Genomic DNA, 17,037 nt, shown 5'->3' with positions numbered 1-17,037 from the left:
GATGCTGGGCAAGCTCGACTGGTCGGCCGTTCCTTTCGATCAACCTATCCCCCTCGGCGCAGCCCTTGGCGTCTTTCTGGCAGCAGCCGCCGTGCTTGGCTGGATAACGGTGAAGGGCTACTGGCCATATCTGTGGAGCGAGTGGATAAGCTCGGTCGACCACAAGCGCATCGGCGTGATGTACATTGTGCTGGCGATGCTCATGCTTCTTCGTGGTTTTATCGATGCTATCATGATGCGCACACAACAGGTGCTGGCGATTCACGGGCCGGGCTACCTCCCGCCGGAGCATTACGACCAGATCTTTTCCGCGCACGGCACGATCATGATCTTCTTCGCCGCGATGCCGTTCATGATCGGCCTGATGAATTTCGTCGTGCCGCTGCAGCTTGGCGTACGCGATGTCGCTTTTCCGACGCTCAATTCCGTCAGCTTCTGGCTGACGGCTTCCGGAGCCCTGCTGGTCAACATCTCGCTTGTGGTCGGCGAGTTCGCGCGCACCGGCTGGCTGCCCTATGCCCCTTTGTCGGAAACCGCCTACTCGCCGGGCGTCGGTGTCGATTATTATCTGTGGGCGATCCAGATCTCCGGCGTCGGCACGCTGCTCACCGGCGTCAACCTGGTGACGACCATCCTCAAGATGCGGGCGCCGGGAATGGGCTATCTGCGAATGCCGATGTTCTGCTGGACCTCGCTCGCGTCCAACCTGCTCATTGTCGCAGCCTTCCCGATCCTTACCGCCACGCTCGCAATGCTGACGCTGGACCGGTATCTCGGCTTCCACTTCTTCACCAACGAAGCTGGTGGAAATCAGATGATGTTCGTCAACCTGATCTGGGCGTGGGGCCATCCCGAAGTATACATCCTGGTGCTTCCCGCCTTCGGAATCTTTTCCGAGATTTTCTCGACTTTTTCATCGAAGCCGCTGTTCGGATACCGTTCGATGGTCGCGGCCACGATGTTCATCTGCATCGTCTCGTTCATGGTCTGGCTGCATCACTTCTTCACCATGGGTGCCGGAGCGGACGTTAATGCCGCCTTCGGCATCGCCACGTCGGTCATTGCCGTGGGAACCGGTGTGAAAATCTACAACTGGCTCTTCACCATGTATGGCGGGCGCGTTCGTTTCGACACGCCGATGCTTTGGGCATTGGCTTTCGTGACCACCTTCACCGTCGGCGGCATGACTGGCGTCCTGCTTGCCGTCCCGCCGGCCGACTTCGTGCTACACAATTCGCTTTTCCTCGTCGCGCATTTCCATAACGTCATCATCTCGGGCGTGTTGTTTGGAGCATTCGCCGGCTTCACCTACTGGTTCCCCAAGGCGTTCGGTTTCCGTTTGCACGAAGGCTGGGGAAAAGCGGCATTTTGGGTCACCTTGGCCGGCTACATGCTGGTCTTCGTACCGCTCTATATCGTCGGTCTGCTCGGCATGACGCGGCGCCTGCAACATATCGATATGGACCTTTGGGCACCGTGGCTGGTGGTGGCCGCTTTCGGCGTGGTGGTGATGATCGCCGGCGCGGCGCTGCAGATCACACAGCTTTTCGTTTCGATCCGGCATCGCGACAAGTTTCGCGACGAAACCGGCGACCCGTGGGACGGGCGTTCGCTGGAGTGGTCGACATCTTCCCCTCCTCCTGTCTTCAATTATGCACGGCTGCCTCACGTGGAAGACGAAGAGCCCTACTGGAGCATCAAGCAACGAGGGATCGAACAGAGCTCGGACGAGGAAAAGGCATATGAGCCGATCGAGATGCCTCGCAACAGCCCGACTGGCTTCGTCACCGCCTTCTTCAGCACACTGATCGGCTTCGCGCTGATCTGGCATATATGGTGGCTGGCGATCGTCGGCTTCATCGGCGCCTACGCAACCTTCGTCGTATTCGCCTGGCGCGATCATGGAGACTACGAGATCCCTGTCGACGAGGTCGCCCGCATCGACCATGACCACAAGGCAGCCCAGTTTGCCCGGTTGCGCGGGTGGGAGCGCCCGGCATGAGCGATCACGCATTCTCCGGCGACATCAGCGCCGGCACCCAGGCACGGGACCCGTATCGGCTTAATCACACCGGTCGGCATGCGGTGCGCTCTGCGACGGGCCACGGAGAAGGCGGCCCGGCCTCAAAGTTCGTCACGGTGACCTACGGCTTCTGGATCTTTCTCCTGTCCGACATCATCATGTTCTCGGCATTTTTCGCCGCCTACGCCGTGCTCGCCAAGGCAACCGCCGGCGGACCGACAGGCAAGGATCTGTTCGAACCGACACGGGTTGCGGTCCAGACGGGCCTTCTGCTCACTTCGAGCTTCACCGGCGGCGTGGCAACACTCGCCACCCGTCGCAGATCAATGGCTGCCACGCAGTTCTGGCTTCTCGTCACGGGGTTGCTCGGGGCAGCGTTCCTGTTCCTGGAACTACAGGAGTTCGCGGCAATGATCGGCGAGCAGGCAGGCCCCTCGCGCAGCGCATTTCTTTCTGCCTTCTTTGCGCTCGTTGGCTGCCACGGTGCCCATGTCGGTCTCGGCCTGCTCTGGCTGGGAACGATGATGGCGCAGCTGTGGGTCAAGGGCTTTCGGCCCGACATCTTGCGGCGGCTCCACTGCTTCGGGCTCTTCTGGCACGCCCTCGACATCATCTGGGTTGCCATCTTCACCCTGGTCTATCTGCTGGGAGCATCGTCATGACCGAGTTCGAGAGCAAGACCGGCGAGTTGCAGGACCGCCGCGATTCAGCGCCGGGCGAGGAACACATAAGCGAGCACGAAACGGCTGGGGGCCTCTCGGGCAATGTGCTCGGCTTCGGGCTGGCCATCCTGCTCACGATCGCGTCATTCCTGGCGGCGCGAACCGATCTGATTTACCAGCCTGCGGTCATCTCGGCCCTGGTGGTGCTCGCTGTTGCGCAGATGGGCGTGCATCTTGTCTTCTTTCTGCACCTGACCACCGGGCCGGACAACACCAACAACATCCTGGCCCTGGCCTTCGGCGTGCTGATCGTCGCGCTGGTGGTTCTGGGCTCTATCTGGATCATGGCCCACCTGAATGAAAACATGGCTGCCATGACACCCCATCAAACCGGAACCATGCCTTGAACGCTGCCCTGCGAACGCACGGCCGCCCACAGTGCACCATTCGCACCGATGGCCCCAGGAGACAAAAGGCTCGTCAGATCTCGTGCTTTGGCTGGGCTGCGCGTAGGGCATCAAGCGCTAAGCGAACCGCATCGATGCCTGAGACGCTGGGCTGGATCGGCCTGAAAATCAGGCGGCCCTTCCGGTAGTCCAGGCCCAACGCCTTGCTGTTCCGCCATCGGGACGCCGACGGCTTGTACCGAGGGGTGATCGCGATGGCCTCGGGACCCACATCGACTTTGCCGACGCCCAATTCCGACGCTGCTATTCGCAACCTGGTAAATTCCAGCAAAAGGGTTACTTCGCCAGGCATGTCTCCAAAGCGGTCCTCGAGCTCTTCGCTGAATGTATCGAGGTCCGGCTCCGAACGGATGCGGGAGAGCCGCGCATAGAGGCCAACGCGCACCGTAGGCTCGTCGACATAGCTCTCGGGAAAAGCCCCCTTTCCCGAGCCATTGATCTCGGCAAGTTGCTTGCCGAAGTCGGCCCCTCCGCCAGCCGCCGAGACCGCGCGCTCCAGCAAGTGCTCGTACAAGCCCACTCCGATCAGCTTCATATGCCCGGCCTGGTCTTCTCCGAAAAGATCGCCGGCGCCACGCAGGTCGAGGTCCCTTTGACTGATTGCCAGGCCTGAGCCGAGCCGATCGAGCGCAAGCATCGTCGAAAGCCGGGCCCTGGTGCTGTCGGCCAGTTCAACGCCAGGCTGGGTCAGAAGAAACGCAACGGCCTGCACCGCCCCCCTTCCGACCCGGCCCCGCAGCTGGTGCAACTGCGCCAGACCGAACCGGTCGGGGCGCCAAACGATGATGGTGTTGGCCCGCGGCACATCGAGGCCGCTCTCGATGATGTCGGTGCTCAACAAAATGTCGCCATCACCGTCGGCGAATCCGACCATGACTTCGTCCAGCTGTCTCCCCTTCATTTCACCATGCGCCGTCTTGACCCCGAGTTCCGGCACCAGTCTGTTCAGTTGGTCACAGGCCTGGGCAATATCCTCGATCCGCGGGACCACGAAAAAGCTCTGTCCACCCCGGTGAAATTCACGCAGAAGGGCCGCGCGCACCGATGCTGGATCGAACGCTGCCAAGATCGTGCGAACGGGACGTCTTTTGGCGGGCGGAGAGTTTAGAACGCTGACGTCCTGGATGCCTGACAACGCCGATTGCAACGTCCGGGGTATCGGTGTGGCGGTCATGCTCAGCGTATGGAGGCGAGGCGCCATGGTCCGCAGCGCGCGCTTCAACTTGACCCCGAACCGGTGCTCCTCGTCGATCACCAGCAGTCCAAGATTGGCGAAGGTGACGCTCTTGGACGCCAGGGCCTGAGTACCCACAACGACCGCAACCTGGCCGCTCCGCAGACCCTCTTTTGCCGCTCTCGCCTCCGCTGCCCCGACCATTCTTGAAAGGTGGGCGACCTGCAGGCCGGTTCCTGCGAAGCGGCGGCTGAACGTCTCATAGTGCTGTCGTGCCAACACCGTTGTCGGCGCTATGATAGCAACCTGTTTCCCGCAGAAAGCCGCGGCGGCGCAAGCACGCAGGGCGACCTCTGTCTTGCCGAAGCCGACATCGCCGCAGACGAGCCGGTTCATTGTTCTTCCCGACGAAAGATCATCGAGCACAGCGCGGATGGCGGCCGCTTGGTCGGGCGTCTCCGTATAGGGAAATCTCGCCGCAAAACGGGCGAAGTCCGTGCGGGAGGGCTTCATGATCTCGGCAGGCTGGCTGGACCTGATTTTGGCAAGACTCAAGAGGCGTTTGGCCAGCCTGTCGATCTCGCGCAACGCAGCTTCGCGTCGCTTCGGCCAGCCCTCGCCTTTGAGGCGATCAAGCGACACTGCCTCCGGTTCCGAGCCGTAGCGCCATATTCGTCCAAAGTCGTCGACCGGAACCAGCAAGGAAGCCCCGCCATGATATTCCAGTCTGACGACATCCTGTTGCTGGCCAGCCAACTCGACCTGTTCGACCGCGGCGAGCACGCCCAGGCCATGGTCTTCATGGACGACGACATCGCCAATGCGCAACTCGGGTTCGAGTATGCCCGTGGTCGCGCTCCCGCTCGCCTTTAACGCGGGCCCAAACAGGTCGGATGCGGCCACCACGGCGATATTGGATTGCGCGTCGACAAACCCTTCGTCGAGGACGAATTCAGCCTTGAGAACAGAGCCCCTCGCGGCCGAAAGGATTTGCGGCAAGTCGGCCGCTTCCTCTGCCCGCCGGCCTAGTCTCCTATCGAGCAGGCGATCTGCTCGCTGCAGTTCAGAGGCATCGCCGGTGAACACTACTCTGACTCCGGCACTCGTCTGCCCTCTGATGAATTCCGCGAAATCATACCCGGGTCGGGCCTGGCGGAAGAATTTGGGAACTCCCACGGCAGAAACGGCTAGTCTCACGCAGCAGCGGTTAAGCAGAGCAGCGTCCCACTCTTCACGGGATAGGTAAAATCGTCCCGGCAAAGGTTTTTTCGTTCCGGCTGCCTCCTGCCTGGCACGACGTGCATCCTCGACCAGATCCAGAATTCTGCCGAGCGGCTGCCCGTCGGTCCCTTCAAGGAAGGAGATCGAAGCGCTGGATGCCGCATCGAAGACGGATGGCATAGCGCCATACGATGCGACCAGGCGCTCCTCCATCGACGTCGCGCGCATCGCTGTCAACTCAGGATGCTCACCAGCTTTAAAGATCAGCTCGGATGCCGGTCCGACCGTAATCGAGTCTCGAACCTGATCGCTGAGCTGACTGAGCGGGTCGTAGGTCTTGAGCTGCCGGATGCAGGCATCGGGATCAACGATGACGCGAACGGGGCCATCCGCGCCAGCAGGGAAAATATCGATGAGATCGCCCCGAAAGGCTATCTCACCCGGTTCGTCGACCCTCTCGTCGACGACATAGCCAATGGCTTCGGACCAGGTTCTAAAATCGTCACGGTCGAGCTTTTGTCCCACCTCCAGAATTGTGAAACCGCCAGCGATGACCGGAGCAGGCGGCACCCGCTGCAGAATGGCTTCGAGCGACATTACAGCGATGCGCGGGCGATCCGGCTTCGTTGCGATCTCACGCAACGCACGAAGCCTTCGCCCCATATTGGCGCGTGTGGGCCACACCCTGTCGTAGGGCAGGCAATCCCAGGACGGCAGCAAGATTATATCCGCGTCAGGCAGGAACTGACGCAAGGCGCCGGCGATCTCCTCGGCACTGCGTTCCGAGGGAGCTATATGGATGATGTGCTTGTCCCGACTGGTCTCCAGGCCACGGGCCAGCGCTACCGCGATTGCTGAGGATGGCGGTCCGCCGTGCTCTATCGCAAACCCGCTGTCATCCGTGTGATCGATTTGTTCGACATCCGTCCGCGAAATATGCCTGTTCACTGAAATCTCACCTTGCCACTGAGACAACGTCAGCGGAGCCACCCCGTTCCTGGCGGCGCATCAAAGAGTTCCAGGACGGGCTGCGGGTGCAGCCCTTGAAATGGGCGGAGCGACAGGGTCAAAGCTGCGCCGTGATCGGCGAACTCCTGGGGCTGGCTGCCCAGCGGGAAAATTTCTAACCGAGCCTATGTCATAGGTTAATGCATTGCTGCCTTGCTCACCTATGGCTGTCCTAAAAAACTGGTGCTTCGATCATTCCGGGATCTTCAACCACGCTCGACGCTGGCAAAACGCTCCAGGCATGGGACCATGCCGCACGGCGGCGCCTTCTGCCGCCGCGCATATGTCCCCATGCCAGTCGGAACTTTTGGCGCGGATAATAGTTCGATCACCAACATCAGCCAGGTAGTCAATTTGTTCCCCACCTCATCCTCGGATGTACTCATTCGCAAGCTTCAGACCATCTCGGATCTTCGAGAGGCCGACATCGGCGTTCTGAAAGGCATTCCGATCCAGGAGAAGGAATATTTGGCCAACCACGATCTGGTGCGTGAGGGCGACCGTCCTGTTTACTCGTTTGTCGTTCTTGATGGCTTGGTCGGTTCGACCAAACATACGGGCGAAGGAAAGCGACAAATCACATCATTCTTCGTCGCCGGCGACATTCCTGATCTGCATGGGCTGCATCTGTCGGTCATGGATTGTAACTTCTCGACCCTTACGCCGGCGCGAATAGGTTTCATGCGGCATGACACCCTGCGTGCCGTTTGCGACCAGCACCCTCGCATCGCCACCGCTTTTTGGCGGTCGACGTTGATAGATGCCGCGATTTACAGGGAGTGGGTCATCAATGTGGGAAGACGCGAGGCATACACCCGCATGGCTCACATCCTGTGCGAACTGATTTTTCGCTTGCGCTCCATGGGGCGCATTGAGGATCACGTGGCGGATATCCCCATTACACAGGCGGCCCTTGGCGATGCACTGGGTTTGTCCACGGTCCACGTCAACCGGATGCTCCAGGAACTACGACGCAGAGGCCTCATTGCCACCTCGGGATCAAAAGTTCACGCACTGGACTGGGCTGGCCTCACTCACGCAGGAGATTTCGACACGACCTACCTGCACCAAAGGAACCCCGCAGATTAGCAGTGACGGAAGCTCTCCGATGGCACGATTTTTCTTCGACAGCGGCGATGGCGATCTCATCTTCGAGGACGAAATAGGTGTCGAATGCGCTGGCCTCGAGGAGGTCCGCCGCGCGGGATTCGAGGGCCTTGTCGACCTCACGAGAGAGTCACTGAAGAGCGTCGACGGGCAGCAATTGTTTATCGAAGTGCGCGATGAAAATGGCGCCAAGATTTTGCGGCTGAGCCTCTCGCTTCGGGTAAAATCGAACGTATAAATTTGCACTCTACGCGCAGCGTTAGGCGAGCGGACTGGGACTGCAAACATCCACTGGCATGTCGTGTCTCAAAACCAGGGCCACTTTTGAGCGACATGCATTAACCCATAGATTGTGCCTCGATTCGCCTCGATTTGTGTACAGGACGGGGAACCATCAAAGAGCCGCCGAGTTCGTCCAACGGACAAGCTCGGAATCTAACATGGAAGAAATCGGCAAGGCACAACAAAAGGTCATAGCCCGCCTCATACGGGAGTGGATTTCATCGGACGCCAATCGTCGCCAGCTTCGCCAGTTGCTGGATCTGCCGACAGACGCGGACATGCCTAGCGAGCATCGGTCATTGCTTGACGAACTCGACCGAAAGCTCAACCAATGAGCGCCCCTGCTTTCGGGAGGGCTCCCGAGTGGATGCGAGCCGGTGGCGAGGGGAAAGGAGCTGAGGTCGACATCTGGTTGAGGCCGCCGACATTTGACCCAAGCAGACGCGAACGCTTTACGCCGGACGGCGCCGATTGGCCGAAGAAGAATGTTCGGTCGTGTTCGCGGAGCCGCGGTCCCATTCCTAGAGGTGAGTTTCTGCACCTTGCTGCGCGTTTAAAAGTTGAGAAACGGCAGTTATGATCTGCGGCAGAAAAAAGGGCTTGGTGATCATTATGCTGTTGGGCACACCTTCCGCTCCCCAGTGTACCGCGCTGTCGCCACTGATATAGACAACCGGGATGGTCGAGTTGGACCTTCGCAAGTGCCGAGCGACCTCCCACCCCGACTGTCCTGCTCCCAGACGGATGTCCGTGAGCACGGCCTTGAACCTGGTCGGATCGGGGTCGAAAGCCGCCAGCGCCTCGGCGGCACTCCGAGTGCCGACGACCTGGAAGCCGGCCTCCTCCAAAGCTGACTCGAGGTCGAGCAGGATCATTGTCTCATCTTCGACGATCAGAACAGCACCTTCGCTCATCCGGAATCTCCCCAAGCCGCCACCGCTAATACGAGTTCGGCGTCAACTTGGTTCCATCTGACGCGCAGCAGCCTGTTGGTTATCGAAGCTCTACGCTGCCTCGATTGCGCGGCGGACTTGTGACGTCGGGAAGCCACCCTGGAAAAGGCCGACACCGGCTTAGCTGCTTCGACAGCCTTGGACAATGAGGCTGAATTACAGGTTGTAGCCGACGCTTAACCGTTGCCGACGAGGTCGCTTTGATCAAGCGTTCTCCTGATCTCCAGAAGCTTGCTGGATCTGCGTCATCACCTTTTGGGGATCCACATTCTCGGCGAGTTCCGGCAGCTCTTTGTCGGCCGGGGTCGAAATATTCAGACGCGCCGTCAAGGCAGCCACCATCTCGATCAGCCGCGTGGTTTCATGTTCGTTTAGAAGGCTGATCTGCAAATCCAGTTCGGCTCGGCGCTCGCTGTGGGCGGCCATTCTGTTCTGATTGATCAGCACGAAAGTAGACAGGAAGATTGCCTCAACCGAGGCGACCATAGCCAGGATCACGAAAGTCGGGTCCCAGGCTGGGACGGCTGGTATCTCGCCAAGGTTTGCGAGGACCCAGACGACAAGAATTGCAAGGTGCAGATAGACGAAAGTCATGCTTCCCGCGAAGCGCGAAACAGCGCCGGCGACCCACGCTTGAACGCCTTGGTGCTCTTCTTGCTGCCGCCTGTGCTCCACCAGGGCCTGTATGTTCTGGTGGAGCACCGACTGCATGTCGGCTGGACGTTGGTCGCTCATTTGAAAGCCCCGTTTGGAGATCATTCCGTGCAAGCGGCCTCGCTTATCGCCGGTGGCTCCCGCGAGGCCGGATCTGCCTTGAACTCGTCGGCACACGACTTGGGTCGCTGCCCACGGCCCGCTTGGAACAAGGCGTGCCGTCCTGCAATAGTGTGCACCATGCCGACCACTGCTTGGGGGGCGCTCTGATGAACCATATGGCCGGCGCCCGGAACCACCTCAAGGAGAGACCCACCGACTTCCGCGTGCAAGCGTCGTGCATCGCGTTGCGCGTCGAACAACCGATCCCCGGATCCCGCCATGATGCCGGTGGGCACGGCAATGTCCCTATAGTTGGCCTTTCCCAACAGGGACGCGACCAGCATCGATGCTGTCTCCAGAGAAACCGCCCGCAGTTGGGAAGGGCGGCTGGCGACATCTTTGGCGAGTGCGGCGAACTCGCTGGCGACGATGGCGGGTTTAAAGATCTTCTCCATTGCCCAATGCCAAGCAAGCCTTACAAGCGGCGGCAGCAAGGTGTGACGAAACGCGGTGCCGATCACAGGCAGTGCAGGGAGTGCGGCCAGTGCAAGATCCAGCCGCGGTGGCGGATAGTAATAGCCCGAGACCAGCACGATGCCGACGACCGACTGAGAATGCCTGCGCGCCAATTCGAGGGCGATCCAAGCTCCCCAGGAATGTCCAAGCACGAGGTATTTCTCTATACCCAGCCCGCAGGCTGCGGCATGTATAAGGTCGGCTTGGTCGCGAGCGGACCAACGCCGGCCGCGCGGTCGTGAGCTTCGCCCAAAACCGGGACGATCAAATGCAAGCACCCGGTAGGTCTTTGCCGCCTCATCGAAGATGCCGCTCGACTTGAAATCCTCCGCCATGGATCCATTGCCATGCAAGAGAAGGAGCGGCATGCCGGTTCCGGCTTCGATAAAATGCAGGCGCACACCATAGATCTCCATCACACGTCCGCACGCCCGGCCGGCAATCGCACGTTTGGCGCGGATGGCGTTGTATGCCGCCAGCGCCGCCAACGAGGCCGCGAGCAACCCGGTCGCGAGTTTCGGTCCATCTCTGTCGAACGCCATGCCCGTGCCTGTTGGAAACCATCTGCCGACCCCAACTCTCGGGGCGAAAGCTTGTTCCGCCAGACAAGACAACGCTGTACAACCGGCTCAAGCGGCTAAAGTAGGCCTTCTCCATGGAGTTGGGACCGTTAAGCCTGGGCAGCGCTGCTGCCTCCCATTTTCCAATCACCCTGCCAACGTGCGCGCACGGCAATGATCAGCATGGCCGCTTCCGTCATCCCGGTCTGGAAAAGTCTGACCAGCTCTCTCGCGATGGATTCTGCCGCGGTAGTGTCCGACGAAATCTCAAATTCCTCACACAGCGCGTCGAAAACCGACCGAAGCGTTTTCAGGTCGTCTGGATAGAGAGCGTCCGTATTCGTAAGAATGGGTCGGTCAAGCATCAAAACGTCTCCAAACGAGTGAAGTGCGGTTCGGGCACCCAGCCAGCGGGAGCTCGTCAAGTGCCCGCTGGTTTCCCCTTTATCCGCCACAGCGCGCCAACCTGTCATTAACCTATGACCGGTGCGGCGTGTTCGGCTGACCGGCCCGCCAAAGAAACTGCCGTCCTGCGGGGAACTCTTGGCCGTAGACTGCATTTAAGTCCGGGCAAAACGGGGGCGAAATGGGGGCCACTTCAAGCAATCCGCGATCTGAACTACAGCGCTTCGAGCTTTTGGCAGCGCTGGGCGACCGTATTCGCGAGATTACGGATCCCGTAGAACTGGCCTACGCAGCCGCGGAACTGCTGGGGAACCATTTTGGCATCAGCCGAGCCGGATACGGCACGATCGATCTAGAGAAAGAAACGATCACCATTGACAGGGACTGGAACGCGCCAGGCATCAAAAGCCTGGCTGGGACGCTGAATTTCAGGAACTACGGCTCGTATATCGAGGATTTGAAACGAGGCGAAACCGTTGTCTTTGAAAACGCCGAGACAGATCCGCGAACCAGCAGCCATGCGGAGGCACTCAAAGCCATCAGCGCCCAATCCGTCATCAACATGCCCGTTACCGAGCATGGCGGGCTGGTGGCGCTGTTATACCTGAACCACTCCGCGCCCAGACGCTGGGCGACGGAGGAAGTAGCCCTCATTTCGGCAGTCGCGGACCGGACGCGTACGGCGATAGAACGCCTTCGCGCCGAACTGGCCCTCCGTGAGAACGCCGAACGCCTTGCTTTTCTCGACCGCCTCGGCAGGGAGATAGCCCTCGCGGCCGACGCCGATGCTGTCATGCAGATCACCACTCGGCTCCTCGGCGAACATCTTGGCGTCTCGATCTGTGCCTATGCCGACATGGAGCAGGACCAAGACCATTTCACCATCCGCGGCGATTGGAGCGCACCTGGCTCGCCCAGCATCAGGGGATATTACAGTCTTGCCGATTTCGGTCGCCTGGCTGTCACCAACCTCAGCGCCAACAAGCCGCTTATCATCAACAACAACCTTGAGGAAATTGCTCCCGAGGAAGCGAAGACCTTTCAGGATATCGGGATAACGGCAACCATCTGTATGCCTTTGGTCAAACAAGGCCGACTGACTGCCCTGATGGCCATCCACGACAAGCAGCGCCGCGTCTGGTCGCAACGCGAACTGTCCTTGCTGACCGAGGTGACGGAGCGGTCCTGGGCTCACGTCGAGCGCGTTCGCTCGGAACAGGCGGCACGGGCCAGCGAGGAGAGGCTGAGGCTTGCCACCGACGCGGCCGCTATTGGCACCTGGGATTACGATCCCATCAGCGGAGTGCTGCGTTGGGACGACCGGTGCAAAGCCCTTTTTGGTTTGCCGCCGGACGCGGAGGTGACATATGAAAGCGCCTTCCTGGCGGGCCTCCACCCGGAAGATCGCGCACGGGCCGACGAGGCCGTACGCCAGTCGCTCGCGCCAGGCACCCCCTCCCGCTACGACATCGAATACCGGACGATCGGCCTTCGGGATGGCAAGGAGCGCTGGATTGCCGCAACGGGGGAAGCGCTTTTCCAGTCCGGCCGTGCGATCCGCTTCATCGGCACCGTGGTCGACGTCACCGCGCGAAAGCGGGTGGAGCATCAGCTTCAGTTGATGAACGCCACTGCGGCAGCCGTGGCGGCCGAGCTTGACGTGGAGCGAATTGTCCAGACGGTAACCGATGCCGGCGTGGTGCTGTCGGGCGCACAATTCGGAGCTTTCTTCTACAATGTGATCGACGACAAGGGCGACAGCTATGTGCTCTACGCCCTTTCGGGGGCACCTCGTTCTGCTTTCGAAAACTTTCCCATGCCGCGCAACACCGCGGTGTTCGAGCCCACTTTCCGCGGCACAAGCGTGGTGCGTTCCGACGATATCCTCACCGATCCGCGTTACGGAAAGAACTGGCCCCGCAAGGGAATGCCGGAGGGCCATCTGCCGGTGCGTTCCTATCTCGCCGTGCCGGTCGTCTCGCGTTCGGGCGAGGTCCTGGGCGGCCTCTTCCTTGGTCATTCAGAGACCGGCGTGTTCGCCGAACAGCAAGAAGCGGCCTTGCTGGGGCTTGCCGGCCATGCCGCGACGGCCATCGACAACTCCCGGCTGTTCAAGGCGCTGCAGACACTCAACGGCACGCTCGAACAACGTGTCAAAGATGAAGTTGCGGAACGCGCCAGAGCAGAAGAGCACCTGCGCCAAGCCCAGAAGATGGAAGCTGTCGGACAGCTCACCGGTGGCATCGCGCACGACTTCAACAATATGCTGGCCGTCATCATCGGCGGCCTGAACCTTGTGCAGCGCAAGCTCAGAAACGGCGATACCAACGTCCACCAATTCGTAACCGGCGCGATCGATGGAGCACAACGTGCCGCAGAACTTACCAGGCGACTGCTCGCCTTTTCCCGCCAGCAACCACTGGCGCCGAAGCGGCTGAATCCAAATCGCCTCGTCTCCGGTATGAGCGAATTGCTGAACCGGACGCTTGGCGAGACCATTCAGATCGAGACCGTGCTCGCTGCGGGCCTATGGCATGTCGAGGCCGACGCAGGGCAATTGGAAAGCGCGCTGCTCAACCTTTGCGTCAACGCAAGGGATGCCATGCCTGCTGGCGGCAAGCTGACGATCGAGACATCAAACGCCCACGTCGACGATCGCTATGCCAGGGAGAACGCGATCCCCTCCGGCCAGTATGTGATGATAGCGGTCACCGATACAGGAACGGGCATGACTGCTGATGTTGTCGCAAGAGCCTTCGATCCGTTCTTCACCACCAAGGGGGTCGGCAAAGGCACCGGGCTGGGACTCAGCCAAGTCTATGGGTTTGTTCGCCAGTCCGGCGGCAGTGTGAAGATCTATTCCGAGCAGGGCATCGGAACCACCTTGAAAATATATTTGCCGCGCTCGCACCATGGCGTGCTCGACAGCCAAATCGACGTCGTGGCAGGCGAGCACCCCGGCTGTGCAGACGAGATCATCATGGTTGTCGAGGATGAAGATCGCGTCCGGCTGATGGCCGCGGAAGCGCTGCGGGAACTGGGCTACTCCGTGCTGGAAATGCAAGGTCCACGCGAAGCGCTGGTGGCCGTCGAAAGCGGGCAAGTGCCGTCGCTTCTGTTCACCGACGTGGTGATGCCGGAGATGTCGGGCCGGGAGCTGGTGGATCAGGTCAAGACAATGCACCCGTCGCTAAAAGTGCTCTACACCACCGGCTACACACGAAATGCGATTGTCCACAACGGCACGCTCGATTTCGGAACCGAACTTTTGACCAAGCCCTACACGATCGACGAATTGGCAGAGAAAGTCCGGAAGGTGCTGGATCGAAAGTGAACGGGCAACAGCCCGCGACGCTCGCCGTGTGACCGAACCCGGCGTTTGCCGCGTAAGGTGTGCGGCGAAACGGGCCGAAGGTGTCGACACCGACATCGTATTAATATGGCCCGGCTTCACTTTTCCGAGCCAGTATCCCTCCAGATTTTGTCTACCTCTTGCCCATCCGCGGCCTTGCTCATTGCTGTGATGGCGCAGCACGATCGAAATCTCGTTGCCGCCGGTCACCGGTCGGAGAATAAATGCCGCCTCTGGCTCGCTGCGATGCTCAACACTGAAGTTAAAAATGCTCGCTGGCCGATGGCCGGATGGAACAATCAACTTGCCGGGATGTTCGGATGATCTAACCGGAGAGATGTCCATGTTCATGCACAACAAGCGCCTGCAATACACCGTTCGCGTCTCGGAGCCGAATCCTCGCCTGGCCTGCATGATCATGGAACAGTTCGGCGGCGCCGATGGCGAGCTTGCAGCGGCCATGCGCTATTTCACGCAAGGGCTTGGCGAGGACGATCTTGGCCGTCGCGACATGTTGCTCGATATTGCGACCGAAGAACTCAGCCATCTCGAAGTGGTGGGATCAATCGTCACCATGCTCAACAAGGGGCTCAAGGCACAGCTGGCCGAGGGCCAAATGAAGGAAGCGGACCTTTACCTGATGATCGGCGCCAGCGGCACAACAGCCAAGGAATCAATTCTGTTCGGCGGCGCTCCCGCGCTGTGCGACTCAGCCGGCGTTCCCTGGACCGCGGCCTATGTCGATTCGCGCGGTGAACCTACGGTGGATTTGCGATCGAATATCGCGGCCGAAGCTCGCGCCAAGATCGTTTACGAACGCCTCATCAACATCACCGACGACCCGGGAATCAAGGACGCGCTCGGCTTCCTGATGACCCGCGAGATCGCGCACCAGAAGTCGTTTGAGAAAGCACTCTACGCGATCGAAAACAATTTCCCTTCCGGCAAGCTCCCAGGCGTAGAGAAGTACGCCAGCATGTATGTCAACACCTCTCAAGGCGACGGCGATGTCGCTGGCCCATGGAATTCCGGCGAAGAGTGGGATCGGATCGATGACCTTGAAGAGGTGATGCCCGTCGACGGCGGAGACGGCCTGGCAACTGTCAAGCTGGGGGCCAAAGACCTGAAGGTGGTGGCCAGGATGGCCGACCGTACGCTTTCCGATCCGGCTTCCGATCCGACAACAGGCGCTGATCTAGGAGCGGGCCCGGGAGCTGGCCGTACCAAGAACGCCGATTTCGGCGGCGCGGCAAGCATTCAGGAGGCCCCGGCCGTGGCAGAGGCTGCTGTCAAACGCGCACGTAGGCGTTAGTACAGAGCCGACATCATTGCGGGCATCTATGTTCCGCGATGCGGCCGGAAGCTAACACCGACGAAGGCAGGGCATCCGACCAGCAACGGACTGGCCGGAGCGCTCGCATCGACATCTGTGCTGAATGTGGGTGAAGCAACCATGGCCACCGCCGCACCACGATCAGATTCGGAGCGTGCGGGCCAGCCGGATAAGGTCCGTCCCGACGGTTGCGAGAACCGGTGCATCGTGACAATCGGAGCATCGGCCGGCGGCGTCGACGCGCTGAAGAGACTTGTCCGCGATCTTTCGCCGGACATCCCGGCGGCTCTCCTCGTCGTACAGCACGTTGGTCCCACGAGTTACCTCGGCGACATTCTCGGTCGCGCTGCCAACATGCCCGTTGCAAATGCCTCCAGCGGCATGAAGGTTAAAAACGGGCACATCTTCGTTGCACCGCCCGGAGCTCACCTTCTGTTACATGACGATCATATGCTGCTGCGGCGCGGGCCGCGCGAGAACCTGGCGCGCCCCGCCATCGACCCCCTGTTTCGATCGGCGGCCTGCAGCTTTGGCGGCAGCGTGATCGGCGTCGTGCTCACAGGCAGCCTCTCCGACGGCACCGCCGGCCTGCACGCAGTCAAGATGTGCGGAGGCGTCAGCGTAGTCCAGGACCCCGGCGACGCTGCGGTACCCGACATGCCGCTGAGCGCCTTGCAGAATGTGGAAATCGACCATTGCGTCCCTCTGTCCGAAATGGCTGGCCTGTTGCACAGGCTTGCTTCCGAAATCGCAGGACCGACACCAGAAATCCCGTCCGGCATCCGCCTTGAGGCAGCGATTGCAGCTCAGGAGCACAGCACAATGGAACTGACCGAAGGCCAGCTTGGCGCCCCCTCGACATTTGTCTGCCCCGAATGTCATGGCCCCCTATGGGAGATAGAAGACGGGCCGATTACCCGTTACCGCTGCCACACCGGACATGCGTTCGGGGCAGACGTTTTGATGCAGGCCCAGGCTGACGATGCGGAACAGGCGCTTTGGAGCCTTCTAAGAGCGCACCAGCAGCGGGCTGAGTTGGCGAAACGTACGGCAAAACGCGAAGCCGCGCGGGAAAGACACAGCCTGGCCAGCCAAATGGCTGCGCGGGCCGCGGAATACGAAGCCGACGCGAAACTTATTGAAGAGATCATCCATCGTCGAACGCCGTGACAAGGCAACAGCGTTTGTCAGGGCGGGTGCGTCTGCGCCATCCCGATC

Annotated in this window: 14 protein-coding genes; 9 read left to right on the top strand and 5 right to left on the bottom strand. The window is 60.4% G+C overall.

Annotated elements, in window-relative coordinates; translation table 11 throughout:
* The first annotated feature begins 1 nt into the window (after nucleotide 1).
* From cyoB to cyoD, 3 genes are read left to right on the top strand one after another with little or no spacing between them, the layout of a single operon-like run.
* Entirely contained in the window at nucleotides 2-2,002 is a 2,001-nt protein-coding gene (gene cyoB, locus NKL06_RS26100; RefSeq protein ID WP_023681135.1) for a cytochrome o ubiquinol oxidase subunit I, read from the top strand.
* The gene (locus tag NKL06_RS26095) at nucleotides 1,999-2,685 is read left to right on the top strand and encodes a cytochrome (ubi)quinol oxidase subunit III (protein WP_023681134.1); all 687 of its coding nucleotides are present in this window, start codon (nucleotides 1,999-2,001) and stop codon (nucleotides 2,683-2,685) included. The genes cyoB and NKL06_RS26095 overlap by 4 nt, the downstream gene beginning before the upstream one ends.
* Entirely contained in the window at nucleotides 2,682-3,092 is a 411-nt protein-coding gene (gene cyoD, locus NKL06_RS26090; protein ID WP_023691421.1) for a cytochrome o ubiquinol oxidase subunit IV, read from the top strand. Before NKL06_RS26095 ends, cyoD begins: the two co-directional genes overlap by 4 nt.
* Nucleotides 3,093-3,165: 73 nt before the next feature.
* On the opposite strand, the gene NKL06_RS26085 is transcribed toward cyoD, so the two are convergent.
* Complete coding sequence (locus NKL06_RS26085; protein WP_023691422.1) at nucleotides 3,166-6,495, bottom strand: DEAD/DEAH box helicase; 3,330 nt, start codon at nucleotides 6,493-6,495, stop codon at nucleotides 3,166-3,168.
* A 309-nt stretch (nucleotides 6,496-6,804) separates the two neighbouring features.
* Here NKL06_RS26085 and NKL06_RS26080 point away from each other — a divergent pair, with 309 nt between their 5' ends.
* From NKL06_RS26080 to NKL06_RS26070, 3 genes are all read left to right on the top strand, one after another.
* A complete protein-coding gene (locus NKL06_RS26080) occupies nucleotides 6,805-7,644 on the top strand; it encodes a Crp/Fnr family transcriptional regulator (RefSeq protein ID WP_023714650.1) in 840 nt (279 codons plus the stop codon).
* A gap of 19 nt (nucleotides 7,645-7,663) precedes the next feature.
* Entirely contained in the window at nucleotides 7,664-7,900 is a 237-nt protein-coding gene (locus tag NKL06_RS26075) for a DUF6894 family protein (protein WP_023668023.1), read from the top strand.
* Between the two features lie 202 nt (nucleotides 7,901-8,102).
* On the top strand, nucleotides 8,103-8,279 hold the full coding sequence (locus tag NKL06_RS26070; protein WP_023687819.1) for a hypothetical protein: 177 nt from the start codon (nucleotides 8,103-8,105) through the stop codon (nucleotides 8,277-8,279).
* A 186-nt stretch (nucleotides 8,280-8,465) separates the two neighbouring features.
* Here the strand turns inward: NKL06_RS26070 and NKL06_RS26065 are convergent, their stop codons facing one another.
* From NKL06_RS26065 to NKL06_RS26050, 4 genes are all read right to left on the bottom strand, one after another.
* A complete protein-coding gene (locus NKL06_RS26065) occupies nucleotides 8,466-8,858 on the bottom strand; it encodes a response regulator (RefSeq protein ID WP_023691423.1) in 393 nt (130 codons plus the stop codon).
* 243 nt (nucleotides 8,859-9,101) lie between these two features.
* On the bottom strand, nucleotides 9,102-9,632 hold the full coding sequence (locus NKL06_RS26060; protein WP_023687817.1) for a DUF1003 domain-containing protein: 531 nt from the start codon (nucleotides 9,630-9,632) through the stop codon (nucleotides 9,102-9,104).
* A gap of 20 nt (nucleotides 9,633-9,652) precedes the next feature.
* Entirely contained in the window at nucleotides 9,653-10,711 is a 1,059-nt protein-coding gene (locus tag NKL06_RS26055; protein WP_023691424.1) for an alpha/beta fold hydrolase, read from the bottom strand.
* A 128-nt stretch (nucleotides 10,712-10,839) separates the two neighbouring features.
* Nucleotides 10,840-11,094 (bottom strand): hypothetical protein, encoded by a 255-nt coding sequence (locus tag NKL06_RS26050; RefSeq protein WP_023681126.1) that lies wholly within the window; start codon nucleotides 11,092-11,094, stop codon nucleotides 10,840-10,842.
* Nucleotides 11,095-11,315: 221 nt separating this feature from the next.
* On the opposite strand from NKL06_RS26050, the gene NKL06_RS26045 reads away from it, so the two are divergent.
* From NKL06_RS26045 to NKL06_RS26035, 3 genes are all read left to right on the top strand, one after another.
* Nucleotides 11,316-14,468, top strand: coding sequence for a GAF domain-containing protein (locus NKL06_RS26045; RefSeq protein WP_023691425.1), 3,153 nt, complete (start codon nucleotides 11,316-11,318; stop codon nucleotides 14,466-14,468).
* 361 nt (nucleotides 14,469-14,829) lie between these two features.
* Entirely contained in the window at nucleotides 14,830-15,798 is a 969-nt protein-coding gene (locus NKL06_RS26040; RefSeq protein ID WP_023691426.1) for a manganese catalase family protein, read from the top strand.
* Between the two features lie 141 nt (nucleotides 15,799-15,939).
* Complete coding sequence (locus NKL06_RS26035; RefSeq protein WP_023691427.1) at nucleotides 15,940-16,989, top strand: chemotaxis protein CheB; 1,050 nt, start codon at nucleotides 15,940-15,942, stop codon at nucleotides 16,987-16,989.
* The last annotated feature ends 48 nt before the right edge of the window (nucleotides 16,990-17,037 follow it).

The organism is Mesorhizobium sp. C268A (assembly GCF_040324475.1).
In the GTDB taxonomy this organism is placed as follows: Bacteria; Pseudomonadota; Alphaproteobacteria; order Rhizobiales; family Rhizobiaceae; genus Mesorhizobium.
Note: the sequence above shows the minus strand (reverse complement) of the source record. Positions and strands in the feature narration are given on the sequence as shown.